Annotated in this window: 15 protein-coding genes; 5 read left to right on the forward strand and 10 right to left on the reverse strand. The window is 49.5% G+C overall.

Going from position 1 to position 16443, the window contains the following annotated elements:
• Positions 1-4: 4 nt before the first annotated feature.
• A complete protein-coding gene (locus tag BN3003_RS12355; RefSeq protein ID WP_187119862.1) occupies positions 5-1279 on the reverse strand; it encodes a sarcosine oxidase subunit beta family protein in 1275 nt (424 codons plus the stop codon).
• Between the two features lie 171 nt (positions 1280-1450).
• Here BN3003_RS12355 and BN3003_RS12360 point away from each other — a divergent pair, with 171 nt between their 5' ends.
• Positions 1451-2368, forward strand: coding sequence for a formyltetrahydrofolate deformylase (locus BN3003_RS12360; RefSeq protein WP_234333065.1), 918 nt, complete (start codon positions 1451-1453; stop codon positions 2366-2368).
• Positions 2369-2432: 64 nt separating this feature from the next.
• On the opposite strand, the gene BN3003_RS12365 is transcribed toward BN3003_RS12360, so the two are convergent.
• Complete coding sequence (locus BN3003_RS12365; protein ID WP_058356978.1) at positions 2433-3548, reverse strand: YkvI family membrane protein; 1116 nt, start codon at positions 3546-3548, stop codon at positions 2433-2435.
• Between the two features lie 283 nt (positions 3549-3831).
• Positions 3832-5433, reverse strand: coding sequence for a peptide chain release factor 3 (locus BN3003_RS12370; RefSeq protein WP_058356979.1), 1602 nt, complete (start codon positions 5431-5433; stop codon positions 3832-3834).
• 330 nt (positions 5434-5763) lie between these two features.
• On the opposite strand from BN3003_RS12370, the gene BN3003_RS12375 reads away from it, so the two are divergent.
• Complete coding sequence (locus BN3003_RS12375) at positions 5764-7461, forward strand: J domain-containing protein (RefSeq protein ID WP_058356980.1); 1698 nt, start codon at positions 5764-5766, stop codon at positions 7459-7461.
• A 196-nt stretch (positions 7462-7657) separates the two neighbouring features.
• On the opposite strand, the gene BN3003_RS12380 is transcribed toward BN3003_RS12375, so the two are convergent.
• Positions 7658-8197, reverse strand: a complete 540-nt coding sequence (locus tag BN3003_RS12380; protein WP_058356981.1) for a helix-turn-helix domain-containing protein — start codon at positions 8195-8197, stop codon at positions 7658-7660.
• A 96-nt stretch (positions 8198-8293) separates the two neighbouring features.
• Between BN3003_RS12380 and BN3003_RS12385 the strand changes: the two genes are divergently transcribed.
• From BN3003_RS12385 to BN3003_RS12395, 3 genes are all read left to right on the forward strand, one after another.
• Positions 8294-9448 carry a benzoate/H(+) symporter BenE family transporter gene (locus BN3003_RS12385; RefSeq protein WP_058356982.1) on the forward strand — a complete coding sequence of 385 codons (1155 nt, stop codon included), beginning with the start codon at positions 8294-8296 and terminating at the stop codon, positions 9446-9448.
• A gap of 208 nt (positions 9449-9656) precedes the next feature.
• Positions 9657-10766 carry a class I SAM-dependent RNA methyltransferase gene (locus BN3003_RS12390; protein ID WP_058356983.1) on the forward strand — a complete coding sequence of 370 codons (1110 nt, stop codon included), beginning with the start codon at positions 9657-9659 and terminating at the stop codon, positions 10764-10766.
• Positions 10753-11355: an alpha-ketoglutarate-dependent dioxygenase AlkB family protein gene (locus BN3003_RS12395; RefSeq protein WP_058356984.1), complete on the forward strand. Its 603-nt coding sequence runs from the start codon at positions 10753-10755 to the stop codon at positions 11353-11355. Before BN3003_RS12390 ends, BN3003_RS12395 begins: the two co-directional genes overlap by 14 nt.
• A 152-nt stretch (positions 11356-11507) precedes the next feature.
• Here the strand turns inward: BN3003_RS12395 and BN3003_RS12400 are convergent, their stop codons facing one another.
• The 6 genes from BN3003_RS12400 to hprK form a co-directional block, all read right to left on the reverse strand.
• Positions 11508-11732, reverse strand: coding sequence for a carboxymuconolactone decarboxylase family protein (locus BN3003_RS12400; RefSeq protein WP_058356985.1), 225 nt, complete (start codon positions 11730-11732; stop codon positions 11508-11510).
• Positions 11733-11886: 154 nt separating this feature from the next.
• Positions 11887-13077, reverse strand: a complete 1191-nt coding sequence (locus tag BN3003_RS12405; protein WP_058356986.1) for a pseudouridine synthase — start codon at positions 13075-13077, stop codon at positions 11887-11889.
• 9 nt (positions 13078-13086) lie between these two features.
• Positions 13087-13668 (reverse strand): SMC-Scp complex subunit ScpB, encoded by a 582-nt coding sequence (scpB, locus tag BN3003_RS12410; protein ID WP_058356987.1) that lies wholly within the window; start codon positions 13666-13668, stop codon positions 13087-13089.
• Positions 13665-14594, reverse strand: coding sequence for a ribosome biogenesis GTPase YlqF (gene ylqF / locus BN3003_RS12415; RefSeq protein ID WP_058356988.1), 930 nt, complete (start codon positions 14592-14594; stop codon positions 13665-13667). The genes scpB and ylqF overlap by 4 nt, the downstream gene beginning before the upstream one ends.
• 62 nt (positions 14595-14656) lie before the next feature.
• A complete protein-coding gene (gene rapZ, locus BN3003_RS12420) occupies positions 14657-15490 on the reverse strand; it encodes an RNase adapter RapZ (RefSeq protein WP_058356989.1) in 834 nt (277 codons plus the stop codon).
• Positions 15471-16433 (reverse strand): HPr(Ser) kinase/phosphatase, encoded by a 963-nt coding sequence (gene hprK / locus BN3003_RS12425; RefSeq protein WP_058356990.1) that lies wholly within the window; start codon positions 16431-16433, stop codon positions 15471-15473. Before hprK ends, rapZ begins: the two co-directional genes overlap by 20 nt.
• Between the last annotated feature and the right edge of the window lie 10 nt (positions 16434-16443).

Raw genomic sequence — 16443 nt, forward strand, 5'->3', positions numbered from 1 at the left:
TCTCCTAGTGGGCCACGCCGGCAGCACCGTGCTCATCAATCAAGCGGCCTGAATAAAAGCGGTCTAAGGTAAAGCCACGGTTTAACGGATGTGGATTGTCGTTGGCGATGGTGTGGGCAAACACATGGCCCGAACCGGGTGTGGCCTTAAAGCCGCCGGTGCCCCAACCGCAATTGAAATACAAACCTTTGACCGGTGTTTTGCTGATGATAGGACAGGCATCTGGGGTGGTGTCGACGATGCCGCCCCATTGGCGGTTCATACGCACCCGCGACAAGGTTGGGAACAATTCAATGATGGCGGCAGCGGTGTGTTCGATGACATGTGGGCTACCGCGTTGGCCATAGCCCAAATAGCCATCAATGCCTGCACCAATGACAAATTCACCTTTATCGGATTGGCTCATATAGCCGTGTACCGCATTCGACATCACCACGGTATCAAACACTTTTTGCATCGATTCAGACACAAAAGCCTGCAATGGATGGCTTTCTATCGGAAAACGCAAACCGGCCATGCCGGCCAATACCGAGGTGTGACCCGCAGCGACCACGCCTACTTGGTTGGCGCGCACAAAGCCTTGTGTGGTTTGCAAGCCTTGGATGCGGCCTTCAGAAATGTCCATGCCGATGACTTCGCAGCCTTCAATCAAGTCCACACCCAAATGGCTGGCGGCGCGGGCAAAACCGCGGGCGACTGCATCGTGGTGGGCGATGCCACCGCGCGGTTGCCAGCTCGCACCCAATACTGGATAGCGTGAGCGACGCGAACAATCGAGCAAAGGAATCTTGTCTTGCACTTCTTGCGCCGTCAAAACATGCGCGTCGATTCCAAGCAAATTATTGGCATTGACGCGACGCTCGATGTCGCGCATGTCTTGTAAATTGTGACCCAAGTTGAACACGCCACGTTGGCTGAAAAAAGTGTTGAAATTCAAGTCTTCTGACAAGCCTTCCCACAATTTCATCGAGTGTTCATACAAATTGGCCGCGTCTTCCCACAAGTAGTTGGAGCGCACCAAAGTGGTGTTGCGCGCGGTATTGCCGCCGCCCAAATAGCCTTTTTCCAATACGGCAATTTTGCCGACATTGTGGTTTTTGGCCAGATAATACGCGGTTGCCAAGCCATGTCCGCCACCGCCAACAATGATGACATCGTATTGCGATTGCAAAGTCGCCATGCGCCGCGCTTGTGGCCATTGTTGGTTTTGCTTCAAGCCATTTTTGATCAATGACTTCCAAGAATACTCACTGCTTTTATCGAATATGCCGTTGCTCACTGTGTTTCTCCCGTTTCTCAGCACGCTGTTATGTTCGCCATTATTGGCTTTTTTTGGGCTTAAAACCGTCATGTCAAGACAGAATCTGGTCAAAAAGCGACACGACATTGTTTGTCGCAAAAAACGCCTTAGATGTCGCAATTGGATGATTGCCTTTGGCCGGATTTTGCCATGATGGCACGGCAGCGCCTGAATGCGTTTGCATCTGATCAACCGACCCGAAAGACCACCATGAGCCCACAACGCTATGTTTTGAATTTCGCCGCCCCCAGTCAACGTGGCCAAGTTGGCCGTTTAACCCAAATCCTCGAACAACATGGGGCGTACATCGAGCAATTCTCGGTGTTTGACGACAACCGTTGCCAGTATTTCTATTTGCGCAGCGTGTTTTACATCGAAAATCCCGCTTTTGATTTGTCTGCCTTACAAAACGAATACCATGAATTTGTCGCGGCGCAAGGCGGCGAAGGCCATATTTGGGATGCCAATGAGGCAGTGAAGGTATTGATCATGGTTTCCAAAACCGACCATTGTTTGAACACCTTGATAGCGGCCTGTAAATTGGGTGCTTTGAACATGGACATCGTCGGCATCGCTTCCAACCATTTGGATTTAAAGCCGATTGCCGATTTGCACCAGATTCCGTATTACCATTTGCCAGTCAATGCCGACACCCGCGCGCGCCAAGAGCAGCAAATCATTGATTTGAAAACCCAACTCGATGCCGAATTTGTGGTGTTGGCGCGCTATATGCAGGTGTTGAGCAACGCCACTTGCCAAGTGTTGCACAAGCAAGCGATTAACATTCATCACTCGTTCTTACCCGGTTTTCGCGGTGCCAAGCCGTATGAGCAAGCGTATGAGCGCGGCGTGAAACTGATAGGCGCGACTGCCCACTTTGTCACGCCCGACTTGGATGAAGGCCCGATCATTGAGCAAGAGGTAGAACGCGTAGACCATGCGTATTCACCGGAAGATTTATTGCGTACAGGCCGGCACAGTGAAAGCGTGGTGTTGGAACGGGCCTTGAAAAACGTGCTCGAACGCCGCGTGTTCATCAATGGCGAGCGCACAGTGATTTTGCGCTAAGCGCCATTTTGCTTTTGCCAGATAAGAAAACCCCAGCCTAGGCTGGGGCTTTTTTTTGTGTAGGTTAGCGGTTGGTCGTCGCATAGCCTTTGCTGGCGCTCTGAGCCACACGTTTGCGCTTGATGGTGTGCACCACCATAAACAGCAATAATACAAAACCGACATAGCCATTGATGACGTAAATCGCGTTCACCAGCTTGTCAAATGGCACGTTCAAACCCACAACCACGCCGATGACGGTCAAAACCACGGTCAATAGCTTAAACGCCGCCGATTTGCCATCGGTAAAACGGGCGGACGCTTGCCACAACAAAGGCACGGCGGTGGTGTAAATGCCAGCCAACACAATGATGGAAAACACCGTCGCAAACAGCGGATGGATGCTGGCGGCCAGTTTCAAAGTCGGCACCATAGAGCCGGCGATGAATTCCATGTTCGCCAACAGCCCCAAGGCAATGATGAACAAGGCCACGCTGAAACCGATGGCGCCCAATACCGCACCGAATGTTACTTCGCGCAAATTGTTGGCGCTGCTGCCCATCAAACCCATGAAGCCAGCCAACCACAACATGCAAAAACCCACATACGACAAGGCGGCAAACAACCAATTGCTGGAAGCTTTCATCAGGTTTAGTGGTGCCAAAGTGGCGTTCACATCGCTCAAGCCTTGCGGGTGTTTCAAGATGCCCCACAGACCCAATAAAATGGTCAATACCACAATGGCGGGGCCAACTTTGCCCAACACATTGACGATTTTGTCCAAGCCACAGATGACAGTGCCCGCAACCACAATGCCCATGCACACTGCGCCTGTCCACGGCGCCATGCCATATTGCTGCGCCACGGTGGCGCCCGTACCGCCTATCATCACGATAAACGACATGTAGATAAAGACAATGGCAAAATAATCAAAAAACCGCCCCAACACCTTGCCGCATAAATAAGTGTACATCTGGCCACTGTTGTGCACGTTTTGTGCCTTGCCAATGAGCACAAATTCTCGCCCCACGTACACGAAGAGCAACATCACCACGCCGATGCCAAGCAAGCCTTGCCAGCCATAAGCGCTGAAATACTGCACCACCTCTTGGCCAGTGGCAAAGCCCGAGCCGATTAAAAATGCAATGAATGCGCCAGCATAAGTGGCGACCCGCCCCCAATGTGTGCTTGTGTTTGTCATCTGTTCTCCTTTTCTGTGTTTGGTTTATGTGCAGCTGCAACATACGGCAGTTGCCCACAGCCAAAAATTCAGAAAACGACAGGATTTGCGCACAAATCTGACATCTCACTCATTGCCTTATGAATGGATTATTGACAAAAATAAGCTGAAAACGTGTTATTAAATAGCAAATAGCATTGATTAGCATGGTATTGGTATTGCTATTCAAAAACAGCGTTTGTCGATTAAAAAAGCGGCCTGTAAATGCTTACAGGCCGCTTGGATTCAACACTCGATGTGATTATTAATCGTTCAGTGCATTGTTCAATTCACGTGTTTCATTGAACACGATGTCAGGCCAACGCTCTTGCGTGAGGTTCAAATTGACGCGGTTCGGTGCCAAATAGGCCAAATTGCCACCGGCATCTATCGACAGATTCATGCCATTGGCTTTTTCAAATTCGGCCAATTTTTTCTTGTCTGGGCAAGACACCCAACGTGCCGACCAAATGCTGGCCGAATCAAAAATCGCATCCACGCCGTATTCGGCCGCCAAACGCGAAGCCACCACTTCAAACTGCAATACCCCGACCGCGCCCAAAATCAAATCGCCGCCATTGTGTGGTTTGAACACTTGCACCGCGCCTTCTTCACCCAATTGTTGCAAGCCTTTTTGCAATTGCTTCATTTTCAATGGGTTTTTAATGCGCACGCCACGGAACAATTCAGGGGCAAAGAATGGAATGCCGGTGTAAGTCAGCACTTCGCCTTCAGAAAAGCTGTCGCCGATTTGAATATTGCCATGGTTGGGGATGCCGATGATGTCGCCGGCAAACGCTTCTTCCACCAATTCGCGCTCGTGCGACATGAAGGTCACCACGCTGGAAGCGGCGATTTCGCGGTTGATGCGCAAATGCTTGATTTTCATGCCGCGTGAGAATTCGCCTGAGCACACGCGCAAGAAAGCGATGCGGTCGCGGTGTTTCGGGTCCATGTTCGCTTGGATTTTGAACACAAAACCAGAGAATTTTTCTTCGCCCGGCTCTACCACGCGCTCAAGCGCAGCGCGGCCTTGCGGCGCAGGTGCCCAGTTGACCAAGGCATCCAAGATTTCGCGCACACCGAAGTTGTTAATCGCCGAACCAAAGAATACTGGCGTTAATTCACCGGCCAAGAATTCTTCCAAGTTAAATTCATTGGAAGCGGCCTGTACCAATTCGATTTCAGCACGCAAATTGTCCATTTCCAATGGAAACAATTCGTCCAAACGCGGGTTGTCTATGCCTTTGATGACTTCAAATTCGTGCGATAATTTTTCCGCACCGGCTTCAAACAGGTAAATTTCATCGTTGAGGATGTGGTACACCCCTTTGAAGTTTTTACCCATGCCAATAGGCCAAGTCACAGGCGCACAGCGGATTTGCAACACGCTTTCCACTTCGTCGAGCAATTCCAACGAGTCGCGCACTTCACGGTCGTATTTGTTCATGAAGGTCACAATCGGTGTATTGCGCATGCGACACACGTTCAACAATTTAATCGTTTGTGCTTCCACACCTTTGGCCGCATCGATGACCATCAGCGCGCTGTCTACCGCAGTCAATACACGGTACGTGTCTTCCGAGAAGTCTTGGTGTCCGGGGGTGTCGAGCAAGTTGACGGTGTGGTCGCGGTAATCAAACTGCATCACCGAAGACGCAACCGAGATACCACGTTGTTTCTCGATGTCCATCCAGTCCGAAGTGGCAAATTTGCCGGATTTTTTGCCTTTTACCGTACCGGCAGATTGAATCGCACCTGAAAACAGCAATAATTTTTCGGTCAAAGTGGTTTTACCGGCGTCAGGGTGCGAGATGATGGCAAACGTTCTTCTGCGCTTTGCCTGTTCTTGAATCATGTTTAACATAAATACGCTTTTTTGAGATTATGTACACGGTTATGTACACATTATTTTGCATTGGGAATAGTGAAAATAGTAAAGACTTGGTATAACCAAGTCTGTTTGAATCTTTGCGGCGATTATATCAAATCGGCTGTATTGCTGTTCAAGTATTTTTTAGCGGTTTATTGCTGTCGCATTAACGATTCGACCTGTGTTTGAGCTTATGCCGCAAACAGGCTATGGGTGTTCAATGAAAACATTGTCAATGCATCAATTGAGTTAACCAGCTGTTCATTGATAACCATGCATGATTGATTTACATGAAATAATTTTAGGGGAGAATTCATAATCAATTTGTATCAACTACTTGGTATTGAAACCAATGCCAGTACTCAAGAAATTCAAAGAGCCATCGCCAGACAAGAGCTGTATAAAACATTGTCACCTGAAGCGATCAATAAATGTAAAGCCTATTTGCTTAATGCAGAAAACAGACAACGGTATGACTTGAAATTATTTTCTGAACACCCTGAACTGGTTCACCATCAAACCAATGCTCATTTAAACGAAAATAAACAACAATCTAATACTGTTTTCAAAAAAGGTTTTTTTATTGGTTTTTCTGTGGCCACTTTGCTAGGTGGTTCAATATGGGGGGCACAATATCTTTATGACCAATATCGCGCCAAAACCATTTTAGAATCAATCGAAGAACAAAAAACGGTTTTTTCAACCAGCATTGAACAAGCCTACTTACCTTCAAGCGAGGTGAAGCCAGGTTCACTGAGGCGACAAATATTCAGTCTGATGCAAGAACAAGAATCGATTCAAAAAGATTTGGTTTTAAATTTACCAGCTGCAGAAGGCGTGCAATATGATTTTTCTTCATTGGTGCTCAGTGTGTATTTGAATGGGAATGGTTTGCCCAGCTCATTAAAAGGCTACAAAATGGAATACTTCCCCAGTTATGAGAATCAAACGTTGACTTGGAAGTGTGTTTCAAATTTGTCTGATGAAATCCGTCCTAAAAACTGTCTGCGTCAAATTCAACCCATGACAAAAGAAAAGATTTTAAAGAACATCTTTGAAGCTGAACTTAACCAACTTAAACAGCAATCCAGTCAGCCTGATTTAGCAAAACCATTGGATACCTCTACTGGCAATAACTTTATCCCACCCATTACTAATGAATGTACTAAATTCCAAGAAAAATTAAAGCAAAAACAATTTGATGTATTTGCAGCAGGGGCTTACTCAGGTCAATCCAGTGAATACCAAATTGACAGCAGTGGTCATCAGGCGCATTGGATGGATGTTTCTGTGATGCACAATAAACCGGTGGTCTTGATTCTAGGTGCTTATGAACCCTCTATTTGGCGCATCAAATGGGAGCCCAATACCGTGATTGTAGGCGTAGTATTAACGGGTTATCACGATCAGAAAATACTGGGTCTACCCAAATCGGTACCTGTATTGACAACGACATCTCAAAAAAATGAATGTGGTGCCAACTATGTTTCCAGTGAAAATGCTGGAGCAGTAAATCAGTTATCAAAAAGCATTTTAAAACAAGATATTAAATCTTTGGTTTTAGCCAAAAATGGACAAGCGTTGATTGGAAACATTACCGCTCAGACCCCATTGACCATGTCATCGGATACCACTTTAGAACAAATTATTGATAAGAATATGCCTTTAGCAGGAAGGAAAGGCATTGAACAAGCTGTTCAAAAAGGCTTGTTAAGACCCGCACTGCCTGCTGATCTTAAGCAATGGCAGAAGGCATACGATCAAGCCCACAATGTACACAGGCCACCGATTGTTGGTGAAGAAAGGCCACAAAATGGCTCTTATTTACTCAGAGGTGGAGACAGCGCCTACGTTATTTTAAAGCCCATGACCATCCCAGCAGGTTTGTATGGTGCCCACTCAGTAGAATTTTTACTGCCTAAAGGGATTCAAAAACCATCGGGTAATCTAGGGCATTCAACGATTTATGATTTAAGCAATGGCCAATGTTACGGACCACATCCCAAATGCCTCAGGCAGTAAAGCAGCAGCTGGTAATCCCTTTTAAGAGGGATTACCAGCCTAAACTGACCTATACCTTGCAAACTGTTTTTGGGCCAAATGCGAATACTCGCTCTCTTCAAGTGATTGTGTGCATTTCAGAGATTCAAATACCCGTTGTTATTCAAATAATTTTACGATGAATTGACCAACTCAGATGCCGCAGCTAATGTTGGTTTTATTTCGGATAACAAATAATGTTTTGAAACACCACGGTGCTCGACTTCGCTGCGTACACATGCGGTTGGTCGGCGTAAAAGCGCAGGCTCTCGCCCTCGTTTAAGTCATGCCACTGATCATCAAACAACACCTGCATCTGCCCTTGCAACACATGTACGTGCTCGATGACGCCAACGCTGTGTGGCGATGATTGTTGGCTGTGTGCGCCGAGCAAGGTGATTTCAAACATTTCCATGCCAGTATCGGCCTGAAACTCAAACAAGGTGCGCACCTTCATCTGCGCATCGTCGGGAAATGCCCATTCATGCTCGTGCAACTTGGCTTCAGCGGCAAAAAATGCCGAAAACGAGGTATCCAAACCACTGGCGATTTTCCACAAGGTGGCGATGGTGGGACTGGATTCTTCGCGTTCAATTTGCCCTAACATCGCTTTGGACACACCGGTGGCCTTGGCGGTAGCGTCCAAACTCAAGCCTTTGTGTTGGCGCAAAGCCTTGATGTGTTTGGCGATGTGGGTTTTAAAACTGTCTTCTTGCACACTCTTCCTCTTGTGCGCTATAGCGCACGGTATTATGATGGCGGCTGTGCGCAATAACGCACACAGACATTCTAACATCGGTTTTGAAAGTGCACTATGCTGAACAAGGTTTTTAACATCAGCCACATTTCGGCTGGCTTTACCGCGGTATTGGTAGGCTATACCAGCTCTGTGGTCATCATCATCCAAGCGGCAACTGCCGCTGGCGCCACACCGGCGCAAATCGAAAGCTGGCTGTGGGCTTTGGGCGTGGCCATGGGCTTAAGCTCTTTGCTGTTTTCATGGTTTTACAAGCGGCCGGTACTGACCGCTTGGTCGACTCCAGGTGCGGCCATGTTGGTGGCAGCAGTGAGCCAATACGACATGCCAGTCATCATCGGAGCGTTTGTGATTTCCGGTGTGTTGATTGTGTTGACCGGCTTGATTACACCGTTGGCGCGCTTGCTGGAGCGCATCCCGCCATACTTGGGCACGGCCATGCTGGGCGCGATTTTATTGCCGTTTTGCTTGAAGGCGTTCCAACCCTTGAGCAGCACACCCGTGGTGTTTTTGTTGATGTTTGGCAGCTATTTGGTCGCTAAATATTTTGTGCCACGCTATACCATGTTGATTTTGCTGTTGGTCGGCATTGCATGTGCGGTGTTCGGCGGCAGTTTCAGCCATGCCGGTGTGGCCTTGAATTTGGCGCAACCGCAGTGGGTGACGCCGCGTTTTGATGTGTTGGCAATGATCAATCTCAGCCTGCCTTTGTATGTGTTGACAATGTTGTCGCAAAACCTGCCGGGTGTGGCGATGATGCGCAGCCACGGCTATGAAGCGCCGGTCAAGCCGTTGCTCATAGGCACCGGTGTGACCAATGTGTTGTTTGCGCCGTTTGGTGGCTTTAGCGTCAATTTGGCCGCCATTTCTGCCGCCATTTGTATGAACGATGGCGTCGATGCCGACCCCAAACAGCGCTACCGCGCGGTGATGTGGGCGGGCGTATTTTATTTGATTGCCGGCGTGTGGGCCACGACGGTGGTGGCTTTGTTCTTGGCTTTGCCCAAAAACATCAGCCAAATTTTGGCCGGCTTGGCCTTGCTCGGCACTTTGCTGATGTGTTTGCAAATCTCGTTTAAAGAAGGCAAGCAACAAGAGTCCGCTTTATTGACCTTCTTAATCACCTTGTCGGGCGCATCGTTCTTGGGCATCAGCGCCACCTTGTGGGGCTTGTTGGTGGGCATGGTGTATTTAAAGGTAACGAACAAATAAGCTAAGCGGCCTGTAAACCCACATGAGCCACATGAGCCACATGACCCACGATATGGGCACACAAAACATGAAAACACGCTCATACGGGTTTTACAGGCCGCATCTCACCTGACTTTACCTGCTTTAGCAAAAATTCCACCGTGTCTACACCGTCAATAGAAGTGTTTTGCCGTACAATATCGGCAAATTTTTTTGTACAAGAACCATCATGACGCACTTTCACATCCTCGATTTAGACACCATGGGTCAAGGTGTGGCCAAAGCCGACGGCCACATCACCTTCATCGCCAAAACCCTGCCTAACGAGGTGGTCGAAGCCGACATCTACCGCAACAAAAAAAACATCCATTTTGCCCATGTGACTGAGGTCATCACTGCCGCGCCAGAGCGCCAAGAAGCGCCGTGTCCGCATTATGCCCAATGTGGCGGCTGTGATTACCAACACGTCGATTACCCAACCGAATTGGCATACAAACAAAAGGCTTTGCGCCGCCATTTGCGCCATTTCCCCGATATTGACATCACCGTCCACGCCGCGCCTCAGCGCTGGCATTACCGCAACCGCATCCAATTGCACTACCATGCCGATAAAAAAGTCTTGGGCTTAATGGACGTGAATTACGAGCCTTTGCCGGTACAAAACTGTCTGTTGATCCAAGAGCAGGTGCGCGACAAAATGCTGGCCTTGTACCAAGACGATGCGTGGCTAGAATTGTTGCAAGACGAGCCCAAACGCGGCCATTTGGAACTGTATTGCCGCGACGAAGAAGTGCAAGTGAGTGTGAACGAACCGTATGCCAATGGCGGCTTTACCCAGGTGTTTCCACACATGAACCATTATTTGACCACTTGGCTCAGCCATCAGGTCAACCAATACATGGACGACGATGCGGTGATTTACGACTTGTTCGGCGGCAATGGCAACTTAAGTCTACCTTTGGGTCGCCCGACCGTGGTAGTAGACCAATATGGCGAACACCAACCGCAAGACAATGACACTCAAACCTTTGTGTCGCAAAACTTATACGCCAAAGATGCGCTGCAGCGTTTACAGGCCGCCATTCCTGATGACATGCAGCAACCGACGTGTCTGATCATAGACCCGCCGCGTTCTGGATTGAAAAACCTCAAAGACTTTGTCAGTACCTTCAAACCCAAAGCGGTGATTTTCATCGCCTGTGAGCCTACCAGTTTTGTGCGCGACATAGCCACTTGTTTGGAACACTACACCTTGATGAAAGTGGACTTGTTCGACCTCTTCCCCGCTACCCAACACTACGAAACCGTAGGCGTGTTGGTGCGCAATGAGCTTGTTTGAGCCCATACCTGCACACAACCTCATCCCGCAAGATGGGGTGATCAACGATTTTGGCTGCGTCTTGGATTTACAGGCCGCATCGCAGTGGTTTGACACCTTAAACCGACTGGTTCCGTGGCAACACGATGAAGTCGAAATATTTGGCAAGCGCATCGTCACCGCGCGCAAAGTCGCTTGGTATGGCGATGCGCCGTATTTTTACAGCGGTGTACTCAAACAACCACTGCCGTGGAGCGAGGCCATGCTGGCCTTAAAAGCCTTGGTGGAACAACACACGAGTCATCACTTCAATTCTTGCTTGGTCAATTTGTATGAAAACGGCAGCCAAGGTGTGGGTTGGCACAGCGACGACGAAACCACTTTGGGCAAAGCGCCCATCATCGCCTCTTTAAGCTTGGGCGCCACGCGCCGCTTCTGCTTCAAACACAAAATCCACGCGTTAAAATGTGAAATGGCCTTGGAATCAGGCCAATTAATCCTGATGCAAGGCGATTTACAACGCTATTGGTTGCACGCGATACCGAAAGCCGCACAAGTACACGCGGCACGGATTAATTTGACCTTTAGGCAAATCCACACTGTGATTTGATGCATCCAATGTAAATCTAAGCGACCTGTAAACAATATGAACAGGGTTTACAGGCCGCTTATCAACAATCTAAACATGATTACCATGAATGCACTCAATACCTGTGAGCGACAAATTGCTTTAAGCCAATGATTTATTGCTGCAGCCTCGCGTCATGCATTGAGCAACACAATGCGTTGCATGGTTTCGCCGTATTTGAGCGCGTCTTTGCTGTGCATGTCCAAACAAAATGCGCAGCCATTGATTTGCGAGGCGCGCAGTTTAATCAATTCTTTTTGGGTGTGGTTCAGACTGATGTTGGCCAAATACAGCTTCAGCCCTATCATCGCCTTATGGCCCATAGGGGCAACTGCTTCCATATCAAAACGTTGGCTCATGTGTGTCTTCTGATGTGGTGCAAAACGGCATCATGCTGTGGCATCTGCGCGCTGGTGTGTTAACCGAATCGCAAAAGCCTTATGAAAGCGGCCTGTAAGCCATAAAAATGGTTTACAGGCCGCTTTATATCATGGCAACACAGTGTATGACTGCTTATTTGGTAGTTTCACGCACTTGTTTGTCACCCGGTACGCCCAAGCCAGACCAGCGCATGATGTTGGCGACTTCAAACTCGTTCAACTCGTAGAAGCTGCCGCGTTTCAAACGTGCTGGCAAACCAATCGGGCCAAAGCGCACGCGCACCAAACGGCTGACGGTCAAGCCCAAGTATTCAAACAAACGGCGCACCTCGCGGTTGCGGCCTTCTTTCAACACCACGTTATACCATTTGTTCACGCCCTCGCCGCCTTGCTCGAACATGCGTTCGACTTTGGCAAAACCGTCTTCCAATTCCACGCCTTCGGTCAATTCTTTCATTTGATCGGTGCTCACTTCGCCCAATACGCGCACCGCGTATTCGCGTTCCACTTCAAAGCTAGGGTGGGCAAAACGGTTTACCAACGCACCTGAGGTGGTCAAAATCAGCAAACCACTGGTGTTGACGTCCAAACGACCGATGGCAACCCAACGGCTGGAAGCCGCTTGTGGCAAGCGATCGAAAATGGTGGTACGGCCTTGTGGGTCGTCACGGCTGACGATTTCGCCCTCTTGTTTGTAATACAACAAGATGCGTGGCAAACGGTCTGGCCATTTGAGTTTGATGTGGCTGCCGCGCACTTCAACGTGGTCGCTTGGGCCGACTTTGTCGCCCAATTGCGCCACTTTGCCATTGATTTTCACCGAGCCTTGCAAAATCCACTGCTCCATTTCACGGCGTGAACCCACGCCAGAAGCGGCCAAGGCTTTTTGGATGCGCGCAGGTTCGATATTGCTGCTGTCGACGCGTTTTTCACGGAAAAAGCGCACTTTTTCTTGAATTTCTTGATTCGGTTGGCGCACTGCCAATTTTTTGGCACGGGTCGCGCGCACTTTCGGTTGGCGACGCTCAGTGCGTGCTTCGCCTTCTGCACCACGTTGTGGATTGGTTGTACCGCGTTGTGGGCGCTCTTGGCTTTGTTCATGGCGGCCTGTAACACGTTCGTTGCGTTGTGAACTTTGGCCAGCGGCTTTGCCACGGCCTTGTTCGCCGCGGTCTTTGCGCTCTGCGCGTTCATAACGCTCTTGCTGTTCGCGTTCTTTTTCCAAACGTGCACTCTTGCTGTGGCTGAGTTTGGCGGGTTTGCGTTTGCTGGTTTTGCTGATGCCGTCGCGCATTTGGCGCTTGGTTAAGGCAGGTTTGCCCATATTGTTCTCCTAACACTCGGTTTGAGGTTCTTCTGCGGCAGGGATTGCGGCAGGGTTGCTGATTTCGGGCAGAATTAAACTGCCCAATTCGGTTAAAGGTGGTAAATCGCCCAAGTCTTGCAATTGTAAATCGGCCAAAAACTGTGGCGTGGTCGCCCACAATACAGGCCGGCCCAGCGTTTCTCTGTGGCCTATGCTTTCTATCCAACCGCGCTCTTGCAGCGTTTGTATCACTTGCGTCGACACGGTCACGCCGCGTATGGCTTCAATATCGCCACGGGTGACCGGTTGCTGGTAGGCAATGATGGCCAAGGTTTCCATCACCGCACGTGAATAACGCGGTGGCTTATCGGCCTGTAAATGTTCCAAACGTTCGGTCACTTCGGCCACAGCATGAAAACGCCAACCTTCGGCAGTCTTGCTCAAGGCCAAACCACGCTCGCGCCAACGCTGTTCTAATACCGCCATCACCACATCCAATTGCGCTTGTGACAACGCCGGTTCTGTGTGTTGACGCAATTCGCGTTCCGACATAGCGCGGTTTTGCGTCAGCAACAAGGCTTCAATCAGGCATTCGGCAGACACAGTCATTTCTTGCGGTCCAATTGTTTTTGCGCCCGTTCTTCACGCAATTGCGCTTCAAACACCCGCGCCGCCGCCAACCATTTGGTCCACTCGTTCGGCAATTCCAAGGTGATGTTGCCGATTTGGCCACTGCGAAAATCGGTTAATACGATTTCTGCCGCTTTTTGGTAGTCGATGCGACCGCCACTTAAAATGGTGCCACGCTTGCGGGCAATGGCTTCCAACCATTGCTCTTCACGCCACGTTGCCATTTCATCGTGCTCATAATCCAATTGATAGCGGCCTGTAAGCAAGTCAAAATAATTGTGACTGAGGTATTTCAACAATTCCAAACTGACTTCTTCTTCGTCCAAGGCATTGCGACCAACTGCGCCACTGGCGGCCAAATTGTAGCCACCTTCGGGCACGATGATTTTCGGCCACAACATCCCAGGGGTGTCGTACAACCAGAAATCGTCGGCCAAGAACAAGCGCTGCTCGGCCTTGGTAATGCCAGGCTCATTGCCGGTTTTGGCGGATTTTTTGCCCAACATGCTGTTGATTAAGGTCGATTTGCCAACGTTGGGAATGCCACAAATCAACACCCGCAGCGGTTTTTCGATGCCGCCACGGTTGGGCACCAACTGGCGCGAGGCATTGATGAGTTTGACTGCATTGCCGCGCTCAGATGCATCCAAGGCGATGGCTTGGGTTTGGCTTTGGCCGCTGTAATAATCGAGCCACAATTGCGTGCGCGCATCATCGGCCAAATCGCGTTTGTTCAGAATTTTCAGTTTGGGTTTGCGACCAGACAAGCTTTCCAACAAGGGATTGGCGCTGGAACCGGGGCATCTAGCGTCCAAAACCTCTATGACCATGTCGACCGATTTCATGCGATCGCCAATGGCTTTCTTGGCCTTGTTCATGTGTCCTGGAAACCATTGGATTGCCATAAGACTGCTTTCGTATCAAAACGGGCTATTATACCTGAACTGAGCGGCGGCCATCGAACGGATTACAATTGTCGGTGCCGTATGAGCACATCACGGTCTTGAAAGATTTGCGCCAAGGCTTCCACTATGTAGACCGAGCGGTGTTGGCCACCAGTACAGCCGATGGCCACCGTTACATAACTGCGGTTTTCCATGTCTATGCTGGGCAGCCATTTGTGTAAAAAAGTCGCGATGTCGTCTATCATCTCTTGCACTTGCGGATAGCCAGAGAAATAGCGCTGTATCGGCTCGTCTATGCCGGTTAAACGGCGCAAGTCTTTTTCATAATGCGGATTGGGCAGGCTGCGCACGTCAAACATAAAATCGGCATCGCTGGGCATGCCGTGTTTGAAACCAAACGATTCAAACACGATTTGCAAGTTGCGATTGGGCAAACCGACCCATGCGGTGATGTATTGGCGCAACTTGGGCGTGGTCAATAAGGTTGTATCAATGACATGTGAACGCTCGCGCAACGGCATCAGCCATTCACGCTCATACGTTAAGGCTTCTTCCAAAGTGCAATTGTCATTGGTGAGCGGATGGCGGCGACGGGTTTCGGAAAAGCGGTGCAGTAATTCGTGCTCTTGTGCTTCCAAAAACAACACATCAAATTGCCCTACCGAGTGCTGAATGGCATCGAGCATGGGCAAGAAATACTGTTGGCTGATGCGGGTGCGCATGTCCAAACACACGGCCAAATCGGTGATGCCGGGCTTGGCTTGGTACAAAGTCACCAATTGCGGCAACAATTCCAACGGCAAATTGTCGACGCAAAAAAAGCCCAAATCTTCCATCAATTTCAGCGCAACAGACTTACCCGAACCGGACAAACCACTAATCAGAATGACTCTCATCGTTTAACTGATCCTCTTTTAAGACTTGAGTGTGGCGTTCGATGAATTGCTTGGTGCTGTCCAAGCCACGGCTTTGCAAGATGAAATTGCGTACCGCGGCTTCCACCAATACCGCCAAGTTGCGGCCAGCTGCCACAGGGATGCTGACTTTGCGGATGTGCACATTCAAGATGTCTTGCTTTTCAGACTGGATGCTGAGTCTGTCCAAGCTTTGCATCAATTGATCGTCGGCGCTGACCAAATTGATGATCAGTTTCAACGGTTTTTTCGGACGGATGGCGGTTTCACCAAAGATGGCACGGATGTTCAGCACACCCAAGCCGCGCACTTCTAAAAAGTCGCGCAATACCGGCGGACAACGCCCTTCCAAGGTTTCGGGGCCAATGCGGTAAATCTCCACCGCATCATCGGCGACCAAACCATGACCGCGTGAAATCAGCTCCAAAGCCAATTCGCTTTTGCCCAAGCCGGATTTGCCCATCAGCAACACGCCGACCTCGAACACATCCAAAAATACCCCATGCATCACCGTCGACGCAGCCAAGGCGCGTTGCAAATAAATCCGCAACACGTCCATCAAATACGGGCTTTCCAATTTGGACGTCAATAAAGGCACGTTGTGGGTGTGGCAATAATCGCGCAGTAAAAACGGCACCGCCAAATCGTTGGCGACGATGACCACGGCGATGGTCTTGCCAAACAATTCGTTCAAACTGGTGCGAATTTTACTGGCTTCCAAATCATTCAGGTATTTGACTTCGGCAGAACCCAAGACCTGCACTTGATTCGGATGGATGAAGTTCAGATGGCCTACCAAAGCCAATAAAGGCTTGTCGGCTTCGATGCTGATGCGGTTGTCTATGCCCGCAGTGCCTGCCGCCCAAGCCAATTTGAGTTTGCTTTGATTGTCTTGATAGAGGCGTCGCACTGAAATACTGGGCATGGTAACTCCG

This window comes from Vitreoscilla massiliensis, from assembly GCF_001457815.1.
Lineage (GTDB): Bacteria > Pseudomonadota > Gammaproteobacteria > Burkholderiales > Neisseriaceae > Vitreoscilla > Vitreoscilla massiliensis.